Raw genomic sequence first — 19,681 nt, 5'->3', positions numbered from 1 at the left:
AACCGAGAAATTCTACTGAAAAATGTGACCGAGATACAGAAAAATTTCAGGCGAGAAACCAGATTGTCATTAGGGAGAGCGCGGTCATTAAATTTTATCCCCCTCTAGGGGCAATCGTACTCTATACCCCATGGACTTCTAGGCGCTACTTCGCTTCGACATGATCAATCATCAATTGCAATGATTGATTACCACGAAATTCATTCACATCCAATTTGTAAGCTAAACGGACGGTTTTAACCGATGCATCTGGCCAACGGCGTAAATCAACGTTAAACGCAATACCGTCAATCGTTACGTTAGTTGGGTATCCTTTATGCAGCGGCTCAAGCATCAGTTTAAGGTGTTTTTCGCCCACGAGTTTTTGGTGCAATACTTTAAACTCACCATCAAAGACTGGCTCGGGAAAAGCTTGACCAAATGGACCACCAGAACGTAGTTGCTCTGCAACATGCATCGAGAACTCTTCTGGCTTAAGTTCACCATCAGAGAAAATCACCCCCTTTAATGCCGCTTCATCCAGCTCTTTTTTCACCACTTCATCAAACAAACGGCTAAAACGCTCAAAGTCTTGTTCTTTGATGGTTAATCCGGCCGCCATTGCATGGCCACCAAACTTGATGATCAAGCCTGGATTTTGAGTATCGATGTAATCCAATGCGTCACGCATGTGCAGGCCAATCACCGAACGACACGACCCTTTAATAAGGCCTTCTCCGCCATCAGCAAATGCAATCACTGGACGATAAAATTTGTCTTTGATACGTGATGCTAAAATACCAATCACACCTTGGTGCCAATCACGCTGGAACAAGGCTAAGCCGTAAGGCAATTCACTATGCTCTCCAAACTGAAGGCGCTCACAAAATGCCATGGCTTCTTGTTTCATGCCCTCTTCAATCTCTTTACGCGTTTGGTTGAGGCCGTCAAGCTCGCTTGCCATGCGACGGGCGGCGTGGATGTTATTACACATCAGCAACTCAACACCAAATGACATATCATCCAAACGACCAGCGGCATTGATGCGCGGACCTAGCGCAAAGCCAAAATCCGCCGCTACTAATCGGCGAGCATCGCGCTTCGCCACTTCAATCAGCGCTTGAATGCCTGGGCGAGCTTGACCCGCACGGATACGTTGCAAACCTTGATGAACTAAAATGCGATTGTTCTCATCAAGAGGCACAACGTCTGCAACGGTGCCCAGCGCCACCAAATCAATCAGCTCCATCAGTTTTGGCTCTTGCATGCCTTGCTCAGCAAACCAATTCTGTTTGCGCATATGAACACACAGCGCCATCATCAGGTAAAACGCCACACCGACTCCTGCCAATGCTTTGGATGGGAAGGCACAACTCTCTAGGTTTGGGTTCACCATCGCATCGACATTCGGCAGCACTTGCCCCGGTAAATGGTGATCAGTCACGAGCACGGTAATGCCATTTTCTTTGGCGTAGCGAACCCCTTCAATTGACGAGACACCGTTATCTACCGTCATGATCATCTCTGCGCCAAGCTCTAATGCTTGATCAACGACTTCTGGGCTTAACCCATAACCGTCTTCAAAACGATTCGGTACTAAGTAGTCCACATTGTGACTACCAAGCATACGCAGCGCGAGCACCGACAATGCAGAGCTTGTCGCGCCATCGGCATCAAAATCACCGACAACGATGATGCGTTTTTGTTCTTTTATTGCCTGAAACAAAAGCTCGACAGCTTGCTCAATTCCCCCGAGCTTTTGGTAAGAATGCAAACCACGGGCTGACGTTTCTAGCTGCGCAGGATCCGTAATCCCACGGTTGATGTAGATACGCTTCAGAAGGGGAGAAATCGAATCAGGAAGAAGGGAAAGATCGGGTTCAGGACGTCGTTGAATTTCTATCATGTTTGAAAAAGCCGACGACTCCGCCGGCCCTACTCCTTAAAGGATTATTGTTGCTCTAAACGTTTGTACAATTCTGCTGGTGGGAGGTAACCTCCGATCATTTCGCCATTTGGTAGAAAAATAGCAGGCGTACCTGAAATCCCCAATTGACGACCAACGTTGTAATGCGCTTGGACCGTTTCTTTACACTGTTTTAGATCTTTCTCAGGGCTGTCGAAAGTACGGTTCACTTTGGCGTTATGCATTGCAGAGTTTGGATCCTCAGCACACCAGATTGTTGCCATTTGCTCTGCCACCGGACCGGTTGCACCTTGACGAGGGTATGCCATGTAACGCACCGTAATACCTAAGTCGTTATAACCTTGCATTTGGCTGTGCAGACGAACGCAATAGCCGCAGGTAATATCAGTAAATACGGTCACAACGTATTTTTCTTTATCCGCTTTGTACTCAATCATGCTGTCTGAAAACTGAGCGATTTTCTCAGCATTAAGTGGGGCTTGACGCTCTGCGATAACGTCTTTATAGCTGCCATCATCACTGACTGCGTACAGCGTGCCCGCGATAAAGTGATTCCCATCATTGGAAGCAAACAGTACCCCTCCGTTGGTTTGGATTTCTAACAAACCTGCCACATCGGATGGTTGAATATCTACAATTGATAGACCAAGCTTTGAAAACTTTGTTTTTAAAGCGGCTTCATCAAAATTGTTTTGTACGGCCGGTGCAACTTGCTGTGCAGAGGGCTCCGTTTTAGCCTGACTTTCTTCGGCACCACAAGCGGTCACAAAAAAGGGTAAAGTCAGCAGAGTTAATCGGCGTAATACGCTCATTAAATTCACCTTAATATAAAATCGTTTTCCAAGCAGACATGGATGAACCCAACCATTGGTTATGCTCTTGGATGGTGTTGACTGTGGATCTGCTTTAATCGCTCAGTCGCCACGTGAGTATAAATTTGCGTGGTCGATAAGTCACTATGTCCCAACAGCATCTGTACGACCCTGAGATCTGCGCCATAGTTCAATAAATGCGTGGCGAATGCATGACGCAGGACGTGCGGCGACAGTTGTTCGGTATCAATCCCTGCCACCAAAGCATAGTACTTAATACGATGCCAAAACGTCTGACGAGTCATTTGTCGGGCCCGTTTACTCGGAAAAACGACATCGGATGATGTATCCCGCAGTAACGCGGGACGCCCTTGCTGGATAAACGTTTCTATCCAATCTACTGCGCTTTCTCCCATTGGTACCAAACGCTCTTTGCCGCCTTTACCTGTTACACGCACAACCCCCTGTCGCAAGCTGATGTTTTCCATCGTTAAGCTCACCAATTCAGTCACACGTAACCCTGTCGCATACAGCAACTCAAGCATGGCTTTATCACGTAGTTCTACGGGATCATTCGGGTCTGGTGCTTCCAACAACGCATCGACCTGCTCTTCACTGATATCTTTGGGTAAGCGTTGCGGCAATTTCGGGCTGACCAACAACGCACTTGGATCATCGGCACGGACTTTTTCACGATGTAAGTACTGAAACAAGCGACGAATCGCGGATAACATCCGCGCTCGCGAAGTCTGCTTGTAATCCAAATCAACGAGATAGGTTTGGTATTCTTGTAGACCAGACAAACTGATGAAATCAAAACGGTAACGCTGCTGCTCCATCCACACGAGTAATTTCATCAAATCATTACGGTATGAAGCCAGTGTGTTCTCAGACAGGCCACGCTCCATCCACATCGCATCTAAGAATTGTTCAACAAGCGTAAAATCTTGTTGATTGACAGGCTGTTGTGCCGTCATTCCCGCTTCCTTCTCTGTTTATATTTACAGTAGTGAGAGTAAGACACCACCACCTTGAATGCTATAAAAAATTAGTATCAAGGGGGAATCTCACAATATTCGCTGCATTCATGATCAGTTTAAGGTTAAAATCCTCTATAACAGCAACACAAAAACGACGAATATCATGAAAATCGGACTCTTTTACGGCTCAACGACCTGCTACACCGAAATGGCAGCAGAGAAAATTCGTACCCTTATTGGTGAAGACCTTGTCGACATTCACAATGTGAAAGAGACACCGCTGTCACTGATGGCTGACTACGATTTATTACTACTTGGCATTTCCACTTGGGATTTCGGTGAACTTCAAGAAGACTGGAGTGCAATTTGGCAAGACATCGCAACCACACCATTAAAAGGCAAAGTGGTAGCGCTGTTTGGGCTTGGTGACCAAGAAGGTTATGGCGAGTGGTACCTAGACGCGATGGGATTGCTCCACGATGAACTGCAAGCAACAGGGGCAACATTCATCGGTTACTGGCCGAATGAAGGCTATGAATTTGAAGCGTCTAAAGCGCTAACCGAGGACGATAGCATGTTTGTTGGCCTAGCGTTAGACGAAGACTCACAATACGAATTCAGTGATGAGCGTATTGAAAAGTGGTGCGAACAAATACTGGTAGAGTTCCACGATACACTTTAAACCCGCTTCGCCAAACGCAGTCATAAAAGCTAAAAAGCCCGATGAATCACTTCATCGGGCTTTTTGATATTGATTCTTTCGCTCGCTTATGCGGCTTCTTCTCTTAACTCTGGACGAGGTTTAGAGATGAACAGCATACATACAATTGCAGCGAAAGTGGGCAGCACCCACCCCATGCCAACGTCAAACAGTGGCAGGATATTGAATACAGAAACATCGATGCCAGACACTTTCGCAGCATCAACCAAAGCAAACAGTAATGATATTAACAGTACCGCGCGATAAGCAAAGCGTGGATTTGGCAGTTTTTTACGCACAAAGGTAAGGGCGACTAATGCAATCGCAACCGGATAAAGCGCAAACAATACTGGCACGGACAAAGCAATAAGCTGAGCAAGACCAACGTTCGCAACCAGTGCGCACACCGAGCCATTAATCAGTACCCACTGTCGATATGACAGTCGCGTTTTTGAACTGAAGAAATCAGAACACGCAGAAATCAGGCCGATCGCAGTAGTTAAACACGCCAATAGCACGATGACAGACAGAACGATTTGTCCGTACGGACCAAATAACGCTTGCACGTATTGGCTCAGAACCAAACCGCCGTTATCCGCCCCCGCAGCGACTGTCGCGCTTGTCGCGCCCAAGTAGAATAGCGAAATGTAAACAAACGCTAGGCCAGTGGCTGCAATGCAACCAGCAGAGATTAGGTATTTAGTTGTTGCTGTACGCTCAGTAATACCCTTACCACGCAGCGCATCCACCATCAGCATACCGAACATCAATGACGCGAAAGTATCCATCGTGTTATACCCCTCTAGGAAACCTTTCGTCAGCGGCTGAGTTAAGTATTCACCTTGCGCACCGACCATTTCACCTTGAGGATCTATAAATACTGCCACTGCAAGAATGATCAAACCAACGAACAATGCCGGTGTTAACACTTTACCTATAAGATCAATCAAACGACCTTGGAACCATGAAAACATCATCGCGGCAGCAAAGAATATCACTGAAAATGCCGTCAGATGGGTTTGCGATGCTTCAATGAAGAACGGCTTCACCGCCATCTCATAGGCGACTAAACCAGTACGAGGCGCAGCAAATGCAGGTCCAATGATGATAAAGATCAGCGCCGCCATCAAGACCGCCGCTTTTTTGGGCAAATCTTGTGTTAAATGATCCCAAGAACCACCTGCAACAGCGATAGCAACGATAGTAATAAGAGGTAGACCTACCGCTGTTAGCAAGAAACCGAACATCGCTGGCATTAAGTTCTCACCCGCTAGCTGACCCGCTAGAGGAGGAAAAATGATGTTGCCGGCCCCCAAAAAGAACGCAAATAGCATAAAGCCTATTGCGATAATATCTGTTAGTTTTAACGTTTGCTTCACAGATAATCCTTGTCTTTTGAATTAATGAATGTTGTGTATGCCAAGACCACTTTTTGTATACCAAAAGTCAATAAGTACACGTGGTTCAATCTATAAAATTTTCGCCGCATAATGACGAAAGAGTCAACATTTGGCAACCTTTAAGGAAAAAACACCATATTAATTTAGTTTTTAAACTCAAAAGCAGTGAATCAAACTGGATTTAAATAACAGGCCAGTTCTTTGTCTTGATCAATCAACAATACAGTTTGATAACAAACAAGACAACAATCCACACAATTAAGAAACAATAGAGCAATCGACTCTATTATTGAACAAGTTTGAAACAATCATGAAGAACGAAAAATTTATTACTAAAGGCTTCAAGTTTAAGCAATTTTGCATCGAGGACGGGGAAAGTGGCATGCCAGTTAGTACTGATGGCATCATGCTTGGCGCTTGGGTTCAAAGCGCTCATGATGGCACTATTCTCGACATTGGTACTGGTACCGGCTTGCTGGCCTTAATGTGCGCTCAACGTTTTTCTGATGCCCAAATCACAGCGGTAGACATTGAGCTGACCGCCATTGACGCCGCACGTCAAAACTTCGCTCAATCTCCTTGGCCAGAGCGTTTATGGCTACTTCACACTGATGTACTGAGCTATACCCCATCCCACTTATTCCAGCGGATCATTTGCAATCCGCCTTACTTCAATAGTGGAGAGCAATCCAAACAACGTCAGCGTGCAACCGCAAGACACACCTTAACCTTACGCCACAATGCGTTACTGCAACGTTGCCATCAACTGCTGGAAGATGATGGAAAAGCGAGTTTTGTGTTACCGACTTCCGAAGGCGAACAGTTTATTGAATTAGCACTAAGTCAAGGCTGGTATTTATCACGGTCTTGCCAAGTCCAACCATCAGAAAAAAAACCAGTGCATCGTTTGCTATTTGAATTAGCCAAACAGCCTTGCGATACTCGGCAATCGCACTTAATCATTCACTCCCAAGGCGGTTACAGCAACGATTTTGTCCAGTTAACTCATGAGTTTTACCTTAAGATGTGAAATAATATGTGATCCTTATCACCAATCACTTTATAATGTGCGACCTTTCGTATTCTATGCTGTTGTGGCGAACCATTAACCAAGCTCCGTGCTTGTGGAGAACTCATTGTGATCAGAACCTTTGCTGAACTCGATCTAGACCCAAACCTACTTGATGCCATTGAAGAGATGGGCTTCGAGCGCCCAACGAAAGTTCAGGCGGAAGCCATCCCACAAGCCTTGGATGGACGAGACATTTTAGCGTCAGCGCCAACGGGAACAGGTAAAACGGCGGCATTTGTTCTGCCTGCTCTGCAGTACTTGCAAGATTTCCCTCGCCGTAAGCCGGGACCTGCGCGTATTTTGATTCTCACGCCGACACGTGAGTTGGCAATGCAGATTGCCGATCAAGCTCGCGCCTTGGCAAAAAATACCAAACTGAACATCTTTACGATTACGGGTGGCGTTCAATACCAAGAGCACGCGGACATTCTGGCGACAACACAAGATATCGTTGTCGCCACCCCTGGGCGTTTAAAAGAATACATCGACGCAGAACGTTTTGATTGCCGTGCCATTGAATGGTTAATTCTAGACGAAGCCGATCGCATGCTGGATATGGGGTTTGCTCCAACGGTTGACAGATTGTCTACAGAATGTCGCTGGCGTAAGCAAACCCTGCTGTTCTCTGCCACCTTGGAAGGTAAAGGCGTAGAAGGCTTCGCAGCGGATCTATTAAACGACCCCGCTGAGATTGATGCGAAATCGCCTCTGCGTGAGCGAAAGAAAATTGCTCAGTGGTATCACCGCGCAGATGATGCCGAACATAAACTTGAGCTCTTAAAGCACATCATCACACAACAAGCAGAACGGACCATCGTATTTTTGAAAACTCGAGAGCGTCTTGCTGAGCTACGCGCACAACTTGAAAGCGCGCAAATTCCTTGTTCGTGGATTCAAGGTGAAATGCCTCAAGATCGTCGTAACAACGCAATTGCCCGCTTTCGAGATGGCACCGTAAACGTGCTACTGGCAACCGATGTTGCGGCTCGCGGTATCGACCTGCCAGATGTGTCTCACGTGATCAACTATGATATGCCCCGCACAGCAGACGTCTACCTTCACCGAATTGGCCGTACCGCTCGTGCAGGTAAGAAAGGGAACGCCGTCTCACTCATTGAAGCGCACGACCAACCAATGATGGATCGCGTCGCTCGTTATGTAAAAGAAGAGATCAAAGAGCGTTTCATCAAAGAAATGCGTCCTAAGCACAAAAAGCCTGTGTTTAAGAAGAAAAAGAAAAAAGAAGATAAGAAAAAGCCCGCAAAAAAAAGCGTGGCTAAAAAGAAGTAATCGTATCGTTTAAAAGTAAAAAGGGTTGCCAGTAGCAACCCTTTTTTGTGAGCGTCAATTAAGACTATCGCTCCGAGTACTTATTCGATCAGTTTTGCTCTTCGCGTTTAAATACCAATTCTGTTGGCGTCGACTCTTCTTCGGCAAAATAATAACCTGCCGTATCAAACTGAGAGAGATCCGCTACGCTCTCGATACGGTTTTCGATGATGTAACGTGCCATCATGCCGCGTGCTTTCTTCGCATAAAAGCTGATCACTTTGTATTGACCATTTTTGCAATCTTTGAACACCGGCGTAATCACTTGAGCATCCAAGCTCTTTGGTTTGACCGCTTTGAAATACTCATTAGACGCTAGGTTGATAAGTACATTATCTCCTTGCGCCGCAATGGCCTGATTCAACTTCTCTGTAATAACATTACCCCAAAACTGATATAGGTTAGTGCCCTTATCGTTTGCAAGCTTAGTGCCCATTTCAAGACGGTATGGCTGCATCAAATCGAGAGGCTTGAGCAAACCATAGAGCCCTGACAACATACGCAAATGATCTTGAGCGTAGTCAAAATCGGCTTGCGATAATGTGCCCGCATCCAACCCCGTGTAAACATCACCTTTAAACGCAAGAATGGCCTGACGCGAATTTTCTGTGGTAAACGTCTCGCTCCATTCTTGGAATCGGCCAACGTTTAAATCGGCAATCTTGTCACTCACCTTCATCAGAGAGGCGACATCCGCAGGCGTGAGTTTACGGCAAACATCGATAAGCTCTTTAGAGTATTCAATTAATTCGGGTTGGGTGCATTTTTCTGTCGCTAATGGTGACTCATAATCAAGAGTCTTTGCTGGAGACACTACGATAAGCATGACTTTAACTTCCCTCATTTTGTTTTTTACTAGAGTACAAAAAAAGCCATGCATTGTCTGCATGGCTTTTCTAATCGTGCTCATCGCTTTCTACGATGAATAAAGCGACAATCAGTCTTTTTTATCGCTATACCAGATGCCTTCTTCCAATTGAGATTTTAACTCTGGGAAATCATTTGCATCAAAGGTCGGTACCTTGCCTTCGTCAAGCTGACGGTTGTAATCTTTGGCAAGTTTGATAACGATGCCAGATAACAAAATGATCGCCACCAAGTTAACTATCGCCATTAAGCCCATCGAAACATCAGCAAGAGACCATACCACTGGCAACGAAGCCATTGCACCAAACATTACCATCCCCAAGACAATCACTCGGAAGATGCTAAGACCTGCTTTGTGGTTATGCTCTAGGAAGATGAGGTTCGTTTCTGCGTATGAGTAGTTCGCGATAATTGAAGTAAATGCGAAAAAGAAAATCGCTATAGCAACAAAGATACCGCCCCAATCACCGACTTGTGAACTCAATGCGCGCTGAGTTAACTCAATACCTGTGACTTCTGTTGCTTGGCCTACATATTCACCAGACATTAGGATAATCGCCACGGTCGAAGAACAGATAACAATCGTATCCATAAATACGCCTAGCATCTGAACGTAACCTTGAGATGCCGGGTGCGGTGGATAAGGCGTCGCTGATGCTGCTGCGTTAGGCGCAGAACCCATACCCGCTTCGTTCGAAAACAAGCCTCGTTTGACACCGTTGATCATCGCTTGTGCGATGGCATAGCCTAGACCACCCGCTGCAGCTTCTTGCAGACCAAACGCGCTCTTGATGATAAGCATAAGTACATCTGGCAATTTCTCTAAGTTTGAGAACATCACAAACAGTGCCAGTGCAAGGTATAGCAGAGCCATTACCGGCACGATCAACTCCGCGACTTTAGCAATACGCTTAATACCACCAAAAATGACGATAGATGATAATGCTACAACCGCGATGCCAACATAAAAATCGCTCCAACCAAATGCGGCGCTCATAGCATTAGCAATAGAGTTTGCTTGTACGGCATTAAATACCAAACCAAAAGCAATGATGAGGAAAATTGAGAACAATACGCCCATCCAACGCATCCCCAAGCCTTTTTCCATGTAGTAAGCCGGACCACCGCGGTAGTTGCCATCATCATCTTTGGTTTTGTATAGCTGCGCCAGAGTGCTCTCTGCAAATGACGTTGCCATACCCAGCATTGCAATTAGCCACATCCAGAAGATTGCGCCAGGGCCACCAGCTGTCAATGCGACGGCAACGCCCGCCATGTTGCCGGTACCGACACGTGCAGCAAGACTAGTACAAAGCGCTTGGAAAGAAGAAATACCAGCTTTGTCTGCTTTACGACTGTTCTTAAGAACAGAGAACATGTGGCCGAAATGACGGAATTGGATGAATCCTAATCGAACGGTGAAGTAAATACCTACACCTACAAGAAGATAAACCAAAATCGATCCCCATAAGAGATCGTTTATCAAATTGATTAAGTCTGTCATGTGTACCTCAAAGTGAGTTGCGCCGGTCTATGCGTCCAAGCCATCCACCAAATTGCCTGCTAAGTGTCAAAGTGTGCTTAGCTTTTTAAGTAATGTTTATAGGCAATCCAGAATCGTAAACGTCGCTTCATGCATCCATTTTACGTACCTGCGTATTTTTTGACGGGCGGATAATGCTACCTCAAGACGCAAAAATCAATATACAACCAGTAAAGTAATACGACTATTTTTCACTATAAAGTCACCAAAAGATAACATAATTAGAAGACTTAACCCCCACAAGATGCAACATTTAACTTACCAATTGACAACATGAACAATTAATCTCTCACCAAAAAAATGAAACCTCTAAAAAACAGGGTTAGGCTAGTATTCACAAGGTGTTACATAAATTTACAGTGGTAACCCGCGTCTAATTGAACACTATTTCATCAACGTTACTTTATGCAACTTTTGCCTTCATTCCATGCTCTGCTGCTACGATTAGAATTAACATTGAAACCTGTTTATTTAATCGTTTTCTTGCGAGCGTTTGTGCATTTTTTATCCATTGCGTTGCAAGAATAAGTGTGATTTTGAGAATATTTTTGCACGAAAATGTCATGCTACCGACACAAATGCGAAATATATCATGGTTATTCTCATGGTTATTGTGTTACTTAAACTTCACAAGGACTGGTACAGCAGTTTAACTAAAGCAAGGTAAGGTGGCTTATGGAAGGCTTTCAACTAGATGATATTTTTAACCTGAATACTACCTCAACAACCAAGTCTCGTGCCAAACCAGTAAAGCGAAAATGGCGTGAAATAGAAGAGATGAACGACAGACGCAATTTACTCAAGGAGCTGCGAGAACTTGATCTTTGTAACGATTACAACTTAGAAGACATTAAACTCTAATTCAAACCAAAGGCACCGTTATGGTGCCTTTGTTTTTGTACAGAACGCCTAGATTTCTACAAAGCATCGACAAATCGAGTTGACCGATACACAATCGGGATCGTATTGACTTTATACAAACTCCGTATCACTTTGACGGACACGTTCAGCCAGTTGTTGATACTGATCTGCTATCGTGTCACCAAACACGGGGTCATCTTCACTCACACTCCATAAGCTTTCTACGTGCTGCCAATCTTCTGTGGTAAACAGCTCTTCGATCAAAGGCAAGATTTTTCTCTCCTCTAGCTCCAAATGGCGTTTTTGAGAATCGATAAAATCTTCAAGATGAGCGATAAATATATCTTGTGGTACCACCGCATCTTGCAAAATCATCTCTATGACTGAAGCAAACTCTTTGGTTTTACTGGCTAACTCTTGGTGCTCCTTTTCCAAGTTTTCCATGTTTTTTTGTTTACCATAGTGTTCAATAAAGTGGTGATAGAGAATATCTTCTTTTGGATGGTGGACTTTTTCTGAATGGTTAGAAAGGTAATCAACAATCTCGCTCACTAACGCGTAGTTAATTGGACGCTCTTGTTTTATTGCATTGAGTTTATGGCGCAATATAGCTAACAGACGAACCATATAGCCATGTTCTCGTCGAATTCTTTCGATCATCATAGTATCTCTCCTTAATACCTCTTTAATAAGTGTATATGAGAAATACTTCATCAGCTTCGAGCGTGCTCAAAAAAACAACGGTCACAATGCTCCTGACCGTTGCCTCTGCTTTTTATACGCTCAATGGCAAATGCCAATTGATCACCTCTTTTCCTTGTAAGGCAAGTAACTGGTTTGCTTGGGAGAAATGCTTACAACCAAAGAAACCTCGGTGAGCAGACAAAGGAGATGGGTGCGGAGCAGTTAAAACATGATGCTTATTGCGGTCGATAAACTGACCTTTTTTCTGTGCATGTGCTCCCCACAACAAAAACACCACGCCTTGTTGATGTTGATTAACAGCTTCAATAACTCGATCAGTGAACGCTTCCCAACCACTTTTTGAATGAGAGTGCGCTTTGCCTTGCTCGACCGTCAACACCGTATTAAGCAGCAATACGCCCTGTTCTGCCCAACTTTGCAGAAAACCGTGCTGAGGGATCTGAAACCCTTCGATATCTTGAACTAGCTCTTTATACATATTCATCAAGGACGGTGGTGTTTTTACCCCAGGAAGTACAGAAAAGCACAGACCGTGAGCCTGATTAGGGCCATGGTATGGGTCTTGCCCCAATATCACGACTTTAACGTGGTTAAACTCGGTAAAATGAAAGGCGTTGAATACATCTTTCGCTGGCGGATAAATGACTTTGCCAGCCGCTCGCTCTGCCTCAACAAAATTCAAGGTTTTGACAAAGTCGCTTTGTTTTTTTTCTTCGCCGATCACATCGTGCCAAGTCAGTGACTGATTCATGGAAAGTTTCTCCCCTTATATTTTCCTCTATTCTAACGAGCAAAACCGGAACAAACAAAAACATAACTTACCGTCGACTAGGGAACAATGATGAGAAACTATTGCTTCTGTGGTGTTCGGAAATGCCCTTGACCCGCAATATGACGGTTTGGCATTGGTAAGCGCAGTGCACGTCGGCCAGAGCAATGCGGAATAAAAGAGAGTGGTCGAGACATCATGGCATCCTTCTTTTTCAATCAGATATACCCGATAACTAAGGAAGAAAGATGCCAACTTTGTTATGGCGTTAGTCGCTGTCGGTAACCTCTAGGTGAAACTGGCGTAACGCATTAATCTCTTGCTGCCAAATATCAGGATCAATTGTTTCTAAAATCAGAGGGATACCATCAAAGCGAGGGTCTTTCGCGATGTACTCAAAACAATCCCATCCGATCTCTCCTTTACCTAATGAGTGGTGGCGATCCACTTTGCTGGCAAACTCAACTTTTGAATCATTTAGATGCATTGCTCTTAAATAGTGCATACCGACAATACGCTCAAAATCAGCAAAAGTACGTTCGCAATCTTCTTTTGTACGCAGGTCATAACCCGCAGTAAACGTATGACAGGTATCGATACATACGCCGACACGCTCTTTATCTTCGACTTGGTCGATGATCTCAGCTAGGTGCTCAAATTTCCAACCTAAATTCGTGCCTTGACCAGCGGTGTTCTCAATCACCGCGATCACGTCCGGCACCACTTTATGCGCAAGGTTGATCGACTCAGCAATCGTAGCCAAACACGCTTGCTCAGAGACTTTCTTTAAGTGGCTCCCCGGATGAAAGTTAAGCAAAGTTAACCCTAGCTGGTTACATCGCTCCATCTCATCAATAAATGCAGCACGTGATTTATTCAACTTCTCTTCTTCCGGAGCGCCTAAATTAATCAAATAAGAATCGTGCGGCAGAATATGCTCCGCACCAAACCCCAACATTTTGCAGTTGGCTTTAAATGCATTGATGGTTTTTTCTTCCAGCGGCTTTGCAACCCATTGACGCTGGTTTTTGGTAAATAAAGCAAAAGCATTCGCACCGATCTCACGAGCTCTTAACGGCGCTTGATCAACACCACCGGCCGCAGAAACATGTGCACCAATAAATTTGTTTCCTAATTTGTTTTTCATATTTGTTTTTAATCACTTTAGACTTTCAGGATAACTACCCATATACAGCTCGTTACGTTAGCAAGGTCAATTTTTAAACTTACCATTGTAGTAAACTTACAACAAAAAATAAGTTTGAAAATTCTTTACATTGTAAAAAAATGATAACCATTTCATTTTCAAAGGTTTCATTGATTTAGAACAATAAAACAACCTTAATAAAAACAATGTTTTTGGTTGTTTTTTGACTTAAATCAATATTAAAATAGTGGATATTAGCTATATAATACTCAGCTCAACGAAAACTCGAAAATTAACACCAATAATCACCACGTACGTGGTCTAGGAGATAGTGATGATCCAAGGTATCCAAATTACAAAAGCAGCAAACGACGACCTACTAAACTCTATCTGGTTACTAGATAGTGAAAAGAACGAAGCGCGTTGTGTTGCAGCAACGGCAGGCTACGAAGCAGACCAAGTTATCGCAATCAGCGACCTAGGTGAATACGAAAGCCGTGAAGTGGCTATCGAAACAGCGCCGAAGATTGAAGGCGGTCAGCACTTGAACGTAAACGTTCTTAAACGTGAAACGCTAGAAGATGCCGTGGCTCACCCAGAGAAATACCCGCAGCTAACAATTCGTGTTTCTGGGTACGCGGTACGTTTCAACTCACTCACGCCAGAGCAGCAACGTGACGTTATCGCTCGTACATTTACTGAATCTCTATAATAAAGATACACTCCAGCCAATTTTAAAAACGGCGCTCAAAGAGCGCCGTTTTTTTATTATTTGGAAAACCAGAAGGTGGAAGCAAACTCCACCTTTCTCTTATTCCTGTTGCATTCGCTTATTGAACTCGGCGCAATACAGCTTTGAGTGCATCAAAGTCCGCATCCAGATCTTCAGATAGCAGTTCCATTGCCGCGTGTTTCGCTAGCGGAGCTGGAAGATCAATGTCTGTTTGCAGAATCTCATCAACGACTTCTTTGAACTTCGCAGGGTGCGCGGTACATAGGAATAGACCGGTTTCACCTTCTTGCAATTGCTCTTCAAGAACGCGGTAAGCAATCGCACCGTGCGGCTCGCATAAGTAGCCTAGTGCGTACAGGTCTTTTACTGATTGTGCGCTTTGCTCATCAGAAACCGCGCCTTTACCGAGTGTCTCTAGGCCCCATTCTTTTACACGGCAGAGCTCTTCGATACGCGGCCAGTTGTTCGGCTGACTTACGTCCATTGCGTTCGATGTGGTTGCCACTGTTGGTTTTGGCTCCCACTTACCTGTTTCTAGGTAACGTGGCACGGTATCATTGGCGTTGGTTGCAGCGATAAAGCGCTTGATAGGCAGACCCAGCGCTTTTGCCAGTAGACCTGCGGTTAGGTTACCGAAGTTACCGCTTGGTACCGACACGACTAAGTTTTCACGCTCTTGCTTACTCATTTGCGCTGCCGCTTCAAAGTAGTAACAGATTTGCGCCATCAAACGGCTAATGTTGATTGAGTTCGCTGAATTCAGACCGATCTCTTCACGCAGTGCCGCATCACCAAAGGCTTGTTTCACAAGAGCCTGACACGCGTCGAAGTCACCATTTATCGCGACGGTGTGAATGTTTTTACCTAGCGTACAGAACAGTTTTTCTTGCAATGGGCTGATCTTGCCTTTCGGGTAAAGGATCACAACGTTGATGTCTTCCATACCGTAGAAAGCGTGCGCAACGGCTGCGCCAGTATCGCCAGAAGTGGCAGTAAGAATGGTGATCTTACCGCCGTCCGATACCGCGGCAAGAGATTGCGCCATAAAGCGGCCACCAAAGTCTTTAAAGGCTAGCGTTGGACCATGGAAAAGCTCTAATGCGTAAACACCGTCTTTCACTTGGTTGATTGGCGCCGGAAATTGGAATGCAGCGTCAACCAGTGCGTTAACTTGCTCTTCCGCCAGTTCATCACCGATAAACGCTGATAAAATCTTAGTGCTACGAGAGACAAAGTCTTCTGCCAGTAGTGCATCAACGTCTTCAAATTTTGGTAATTCCGATGGGAAAAATAGACCTTGGTTACGACCTAGCCCTTGGCGAACGGCTTGGCCAAAGGAAACTTGTTCATCATTTTCTTTTATATTGTAAAGCTTCATAGCTCACTTCCTGTTATTTTCGAACCCTGCTTATCTAAACGACAAACGTGGACGAATCCTTCTTCGTTTTGTACGTAGTTCTGTTCTAACCAGCGAGCAACTCGCTCAGCGACTTCTTTCTCTTTGCAAATACTGAACAGTGTCGGACCACTGCCAGAAATACCAGTTGCTAATGCTCCCGCAGACGCTGCGTATTGACGGGCATCCGCAAAGCCTGGAAGCAGTTTCTCACGATACGGTTCGGCGATCACGTCTTTGATCATTTTTGCAGCCAACTCTGGCTGACCTGAATGACACGCATGAATAAAGCCCGCAAGGTGACGACCATGAGCAATGATATCTTGTCGGCGGTACTGAGATGGTAGGATCTCACGCGCTTCTGCTGTTGATACTTTGATGCCCGGATACGCCATGACCCAGTACCAATCATCAAAACAAGGCACTTCTTGGCTGATGATACCCAACTCTTCCAGCATCAATTGCACACCGCCAAGGTAACACGGCGCGACGTTGTCGTAGTGAATGCCACCAGAGATTTTGCCTTCCATTTCTCCCATCAATGCCAGTAACTCTGTCTCGTTAAGCGATTGACCATGGAAGCGGTTTAATGCATCCAGCGCCGCGACGATGGAACATGCACTCGAGCCTAAACCCGAGCCGATTGGCATGTTCTTTTCTAGTGTCATTTCAAGTGGTTTTAGCTCTACGCTTTTTTTATCTAGCTCGCGAGCAAACACCACCCAGCAGTCATAAACGATGTTTTCTTTTGGCTCTGTTGGCAGCTTAGCAACAAAACTGCCTGCCGTTTTGAGACTGAACGGCTCTGTCCCTGCTTTAACTTGCACTCGGTCGCCCAACAAAGTGCCATCAACTGGGGATATTGCCGCCCCCAGCACATCAAAACCAACGCTGACATTACCGATTGATGCTGGGGCATAAACCACTACATCCATATCACTTGAACTCATTATTGTTATACCCCTAGCTTCCAACCTAAAGTACGCATTACATCAGAAAATACACCTGCTGCCGTTACCTCGGTACCGGCACCGTAACCACGCAGTACCAAAGGAATTGGCTGATAGTAGCGGCTGTAGAACGCCAATGCGTTTTCACCATCTTTGATTTTAAACATAGGGTCATTTTCATCCATTGCCGCCATGCTCACTTTGCATTTACCATCGATAATTTCACCAACATACCGCAACACTTTGCCTTCTTCTGCCGCTTTTTCTGATAGCTCTTTAAAGTAAGCATCCGCCTCTGGGAGACGCGCCATAAACTCATCAACACTGCCTGAATCATCAAAGCCTGGTGGTAACGCTTGATCTACCACTACGTCTTCTAGCTCTAGAGACATACCCGACTCACGAGCCAGAATCAACAGTTTACGCGCCACATCCATACCAGAGAGGTCATCACGTGGATCCGGTTCAGTAAAACCATTTTGCTTGGCGATATTTGTTGCTTCACTTAAGCTCATACCTTCGTCCAGCTTACCAAAGATATAAGATAAAGAGCCCGACAAAATACCGGTAAATCGCTCAAGCTCATCCCCTGCCGAGATCAGGTTTTGTAGGTTTTCGATCACTGGTAGTCCAGCGCCTACTGTCGTTTCGTACATTAATTTACGGCGAGAGCTGCGCGCAACATCGCGTAACTGATGGTAGTACGCCATGCTAGCTGTGTTGGCTTTTTTATTTGGTGTAACTACGTGGAAGCCTGCTGCTAGGAAGTCGGCGTATTGGTTGGCAATGTCTTCGCTTGACGTACAGTCAACTAGCACTGGGTTAATGATATGGTTACGCTGAACCAATGAAATCAAACGTGCTAAGCTGAATTCTTCTGTCGCTACCGACATACGATCACGCCAGTGCTCTAGCGGTAAGCCTTCACTATCGAGCAACAGCCCCTTGCTGTTTGCCAAACCACAGACGCGAATCACGATGCCTTTCTCTGCTAGTTTCGCTTGTTGGCGTTCAATCTGATCCACCAGCTCACCACCAACACCGCCGATACCAACCACGAACACGTCTAAGAAGTGCTTTGAATTAAATAAGTTCTCGTGACACGCTTTGATCGCCTCAGAGATCTTATCTTCGGGAATAACCGCAGAGATAGCACGCTCAGATGATCCTTGAGCGATTGCAACGATGTTGACGTTTACCTCCGCTAGAGAAGAGAAGAAACGTGAGGCTACACCGCGAGAAGTACGCATGCCATCCCCGACAAGCGTGATGATTGACACATTATCAATAAACTCTACTGGCTCTAACAAACCGTCTTTTAATTCCAGCTCAAACGCCTCAGCCAGCACTTGTTGTGCTTTTGGTTTGTCTTCAGCTTCAATACAAAAACTGATGCTGTATTCAGAAGAAGACTGCGTGATAAGCACAATAGAGACACCGGCTGAAGACATCGCGCCGAATACGCGACTTGCCATACCAACCATCCCTTTCATGCCAGGGCCAGAAACATTGACCATCGTTAGGTCACCCAACGTTGTAATGCCTTTGATTGCGAGATTATCTTCGCCAGTGTCTTGGCCAATCAACGTACCTGCGCCTTGTGGATTAAAGCTGTTTTTGATCAGGCATGGGATGTGGAATTGAGCAATGGGTGCGATGGTTTTCGGATGCAGCACGGATGCGCCGAAGTAAGAAAGCTCCATCGCCTCTTGGTAGCTCAATGATTTGAGCAAACGCGCATCTTCGACTAAACGAGGGTCGCAGTTATAAACTCCATCAACGTCCGTCCAAATTTCACAGCAATCAGCACGTAGACACGCCGCCAATACCGCAGCTGAATAGTCAGATCCATTACGGCCAAGTGTAACTAACTCCCCCTTTTCGTTACCCGCAGTAAAACCAGGCATAATATTGACATGCCCTTGAGGAAGAGGGGTTTGGCGGAAGTTTTGTGTTGAAATATCCACATCAACCATCGCTTCAAGATGATCACCTTGCGCATATAGGTATTCAACTGGATCGATTAAGTTCGCTTGTTGACCTTTTGCTTCTAGCACCGCTTTCATCAACTGGATAGAAACACGCTCGCCTTTACTAATGATACGAGCATTCACATTATTTGGGCACATTCCAAGAAGGTTAATTCCATGGACGTACTGACGAAGCTGAGAAAGTGAGGTTTTTACTTGGTTATCAAAACCAGCGCCATCGATATTCGGCAACACTGCTTTGATTTGCGTGAAAAGCGTGTTAAGCGACTCATCTAACTCCTTAATTTGTAGCTCTGCTTCACCGTTACGTAACGCACTTTCTATGACGGCTACCAATTTGTTCGTGGTTTTTCCTGGTGCAGAAAGCACAACGGCTACTTCTTCTTGTTGAGCGTTATTGGCAATGATGTCTGCCGCTCTTAAAAAGCGATCTGCATCAGCTAGTGATGAACCGCCAAACTTCAATACTCGCATCCCTTCCTCCGGTATATCTTTTAAATTGGTCTAAATTCTTTATAAA

The 19,681-nt window shown here is 45.2% G+C and carries 17 protein-coding genes; 5 read left to right on the top strand and 12 right to left on the bottom strand.

The window, feature by feature from the left end:
- Positions 1-145 precede the first annotated feature (145 nt).
- Genes recJ through xerD form a run of 3 tightly spaced genes read right to left on the bottom strand, consistent with a single transcriptional unit; the run spans position 146 to position 3,695 of the window.
- Entirely contained in the window at positions 146-1,885 is a 1,740-nt protein-coding gene (gene recJ / locus AC3D28_RS14110; RefSeq protein WP_488535126.1) for a single-stranded-DNA-specific exonuclease RecJ, read from the bottom strand.
- Positions 1,886-1,929: 44 nt separating this feature from the next.
- Complete coding sequence (dsbC, locus tag AC3D28_RS14105; protein WP_098416486.1) at positions 1,930-2,718, bottom strand: bifunctional protein-disulfide isomerase/oxidoreductase DsbC; 789 nt, start codon at positions 2,716-2,718, stop codon at positions 1,930-1,932.
- A 59-nt stretch (positions 2,719-2,777) separates the two neighbouring features.
- On the bottom strand, positions 2,778-3,695 hold the full coding sequence (xerD, locus tag AC3D28_RS14100; RefSeq protein ID WP_098416487.1) for a site-specific tyrosine recombinase XerD: 918 nt from the start codon (positions 3,693-3,695) through the stop codon (positions 2,778-2,780).
- A 166-nt stretch (positions 3,696-3,861) separates the two neighbouring features.
- Between xerD and fldB the strand changes: the two genes are divergently transcribed.
- The gene (fldB, locus tag AC3D28_RS14095) at positions 3,862-4,380 is read left to right on the top strand and encodes a flavodoxin FldB (protein ID WP_098416488.1); all 519 of its coding nucleotides are present in this window, start codon (positions 3,862-3,864) and stop codon (positions 4,378-4,380) included.
- Positions 4,381-4,466: 86 nt separating this feature from the next.
- Here fldB and brnQ read toward each other — a convergent pair whose 3' ends face one another.
- Positions 4,467-5,777, bottom strand: coding sequence for a branched-chain amino acid transport system II carrier protein (gene brnQ / locus AC3D28_RS14090; protein ID WP_488535125.1), 1,311 nt, complete (start codon positions 5,775-5,777; stop codon positions 4,467-4,469).
- A 331-nt stretch (positions 5,778-6,108) separates the two neighbouring features.
- Here brnQ and AC3D28_RS14085 point away from each other — a divergent pair, with 331 nt between their 5' ends.
- Entirely contained in the window at positions 6,109-6,828 is a 720-nt protein-coding gene (locus AC3D28_RS14085) for a tRNA1(Val) (adenine(37)-N6)-methyltransferase (protein WP_488535124.1), read from the top strand.
- 108 nt (positions 6,829-6,936) lie between these two features.
- The gene (srmB, locus tag AC3D28_RS14080; protein ID WP_098416491.1) at positions 6,937-8,160 is read left to right on the top strand and encodes an ATP-dependent RNA helicase SrmB; all 1,224 of its coding nucleotides are present in this window, start codon (positions 6,937-6,939) and stop codon (positions 8,158-8,160) included.
- A gap of 88 nt (positions 8,161-8,248) precedes the next feature.
- On the opposite strand, the gene yaaA is transcribed toward srmB, so the two are convergent.
- Positions 8,249-9,025 (bottom strand): peroxide stress protein YaaA, encoded by a 777-nt coding sequence (yaaA, locus tag AC3D28_RS14075; RefSeq protein ID WP_488535123.1) that lies wholly within the window; start codon positions 9,023-9,025, stop codon positions 8,249-8,251.
- Positions 9,026-9,136: 111 nt separating this feature from the next.
- Entirely contained in the window at positions 9,137-10,570 is a 1,434-nt protein-coding gene (locus tag AC3D28_RS14070; protein WP_098416493.1) for an alanine/glycine:cation symporter family protein, read from the bottom strand.
- Between the two features lie 714 nt (positions 10,571-11,284).
- Here AC3D28_RS14070 and AC3D28_RS14065 point away from each other — a divergent pair.
- The gene (locus AC3D28_RS14065; RefSeq protein ID WP_098416494.1) at positions 11,285-11,470 is read left to right on the top strand and encodes a DUF3545 family protein; all 186 of its coding nucleotides are present in this window, start codon (positions 11,285-11,287) and stop codon (positions 11,468-11,470) included.
- 111 nt (positions 11,471-11,581) lie between these two features.
- On the opposite strand, the gene AC3D28_RS14060 is transcribed toward AC3D28_RS14065, so the two are convergent.
- From AC3D28_RS14060 to nfo, 3 genes are all read right to left on the bottom strand, one after another.
- Positions 11,582-12,133 carry a hemerythrin domain-containing protein gene (locus AC3D28_RS14060; protein ID WP_488535122.1) on the bottom strand — a complete coding sequence of 184 codons (552 nt, stop codon included), beginning with the start codon at positions 12,131-12,133 and terminating at the stop codon, positions 11,582-11,584.
- 112 nt (positions 12,134-12,245) lie between these two features.
- Positions 12,246-12,926, bottom strand: a complete 681-nt coding sequence (ung, locus tag AC3D28_RS14055) for a uracil-DNA glycosylase (RefSeq protein WP_488535121.1) — start codon at positions 12,924-12,926, stop codon at positions 12,246-12,248.
- Between the two features lie 286 nt (positions 12,927-13,212).
- On the bottom strand, positions 13,213-14,091 hold the full coding sequence (gene nfo, locus AC3D28_RS14050) for a deoxyribonuclease IV (protein WP_488535120.1): 879 nt from the start codon (positions 14,089-14,091) through the stop codon (positions 13,213-13,215).
- 334 nt (positions 14,092-14,425) lie between these two features.
- On the opposite strand from nfo, the gene grcA reads away from it, so the two are divergent.
- Positions 14,426-14,803 (top strand): autonomous glycyl radical cofactor GrcA, encoded by a 378-nt coding sequence (gene grcA / locus AC3D28_RS14045; RefSeq protein ID WP_098416499.1) that lies wholly within the window; start codon positions 14,426-14,428, stop codon positions 14,801-14,803.
- Between the two features lie 118 nt (positions 14,804-14,921).
- Here grcA and thrC read toward each other — a convergent pair whose 3' ends face one another.
- From thrC to thrA, 3 genes are read right to left on the bottom strand one after another with little or no spacing between them, the layout of a single operon-like run.
- Entirely contained in the window at positions 14,922-16,202 is a 1,281-nt protein-coding gene (gene thrC / locus AC3D28_RS14040) for a threonine synthase (protein WP_098416500.1), read from the bottom strand.
- Positions 16,199-17,155, bottom strand: a complete 957-nt coding sequence (thrB, locus tag AC3D28_RS14035) for a homoserine kinase (RefSeq protein ID WP_488536098.1) — start codon at positions 17,153-17,155, stop codon at positions 16,199-16,201. Before thrB ends, thrC begins: the two co-directional genes overlap by 4 nt.
- Positions 17,156-17,175: 20 nt before the next feature.
- Positions 17,176-19,635, bottom strand: coding sequence for a bifunctional aspartate kinase/homoserine dehydrogenase I (gene thrA, locus AC3D28_RS14030; RefSeq protein ID WP_488535119.1), 2,460 nt, complete (start codon positions 19,633-19,635; stop codon positions 17,176-17,178).
- Positions 19,636-19,681 lie beyond the last annotated feature (46 nt).

The organism is Vibrio sp. TAP-3B, assembly GCF_057784735.1.
The sequence above is the reverse complement of the archived record's forward strand: the minus strand, read 5'-3'. Positions and strand labels throughout refer to the sequence as shown.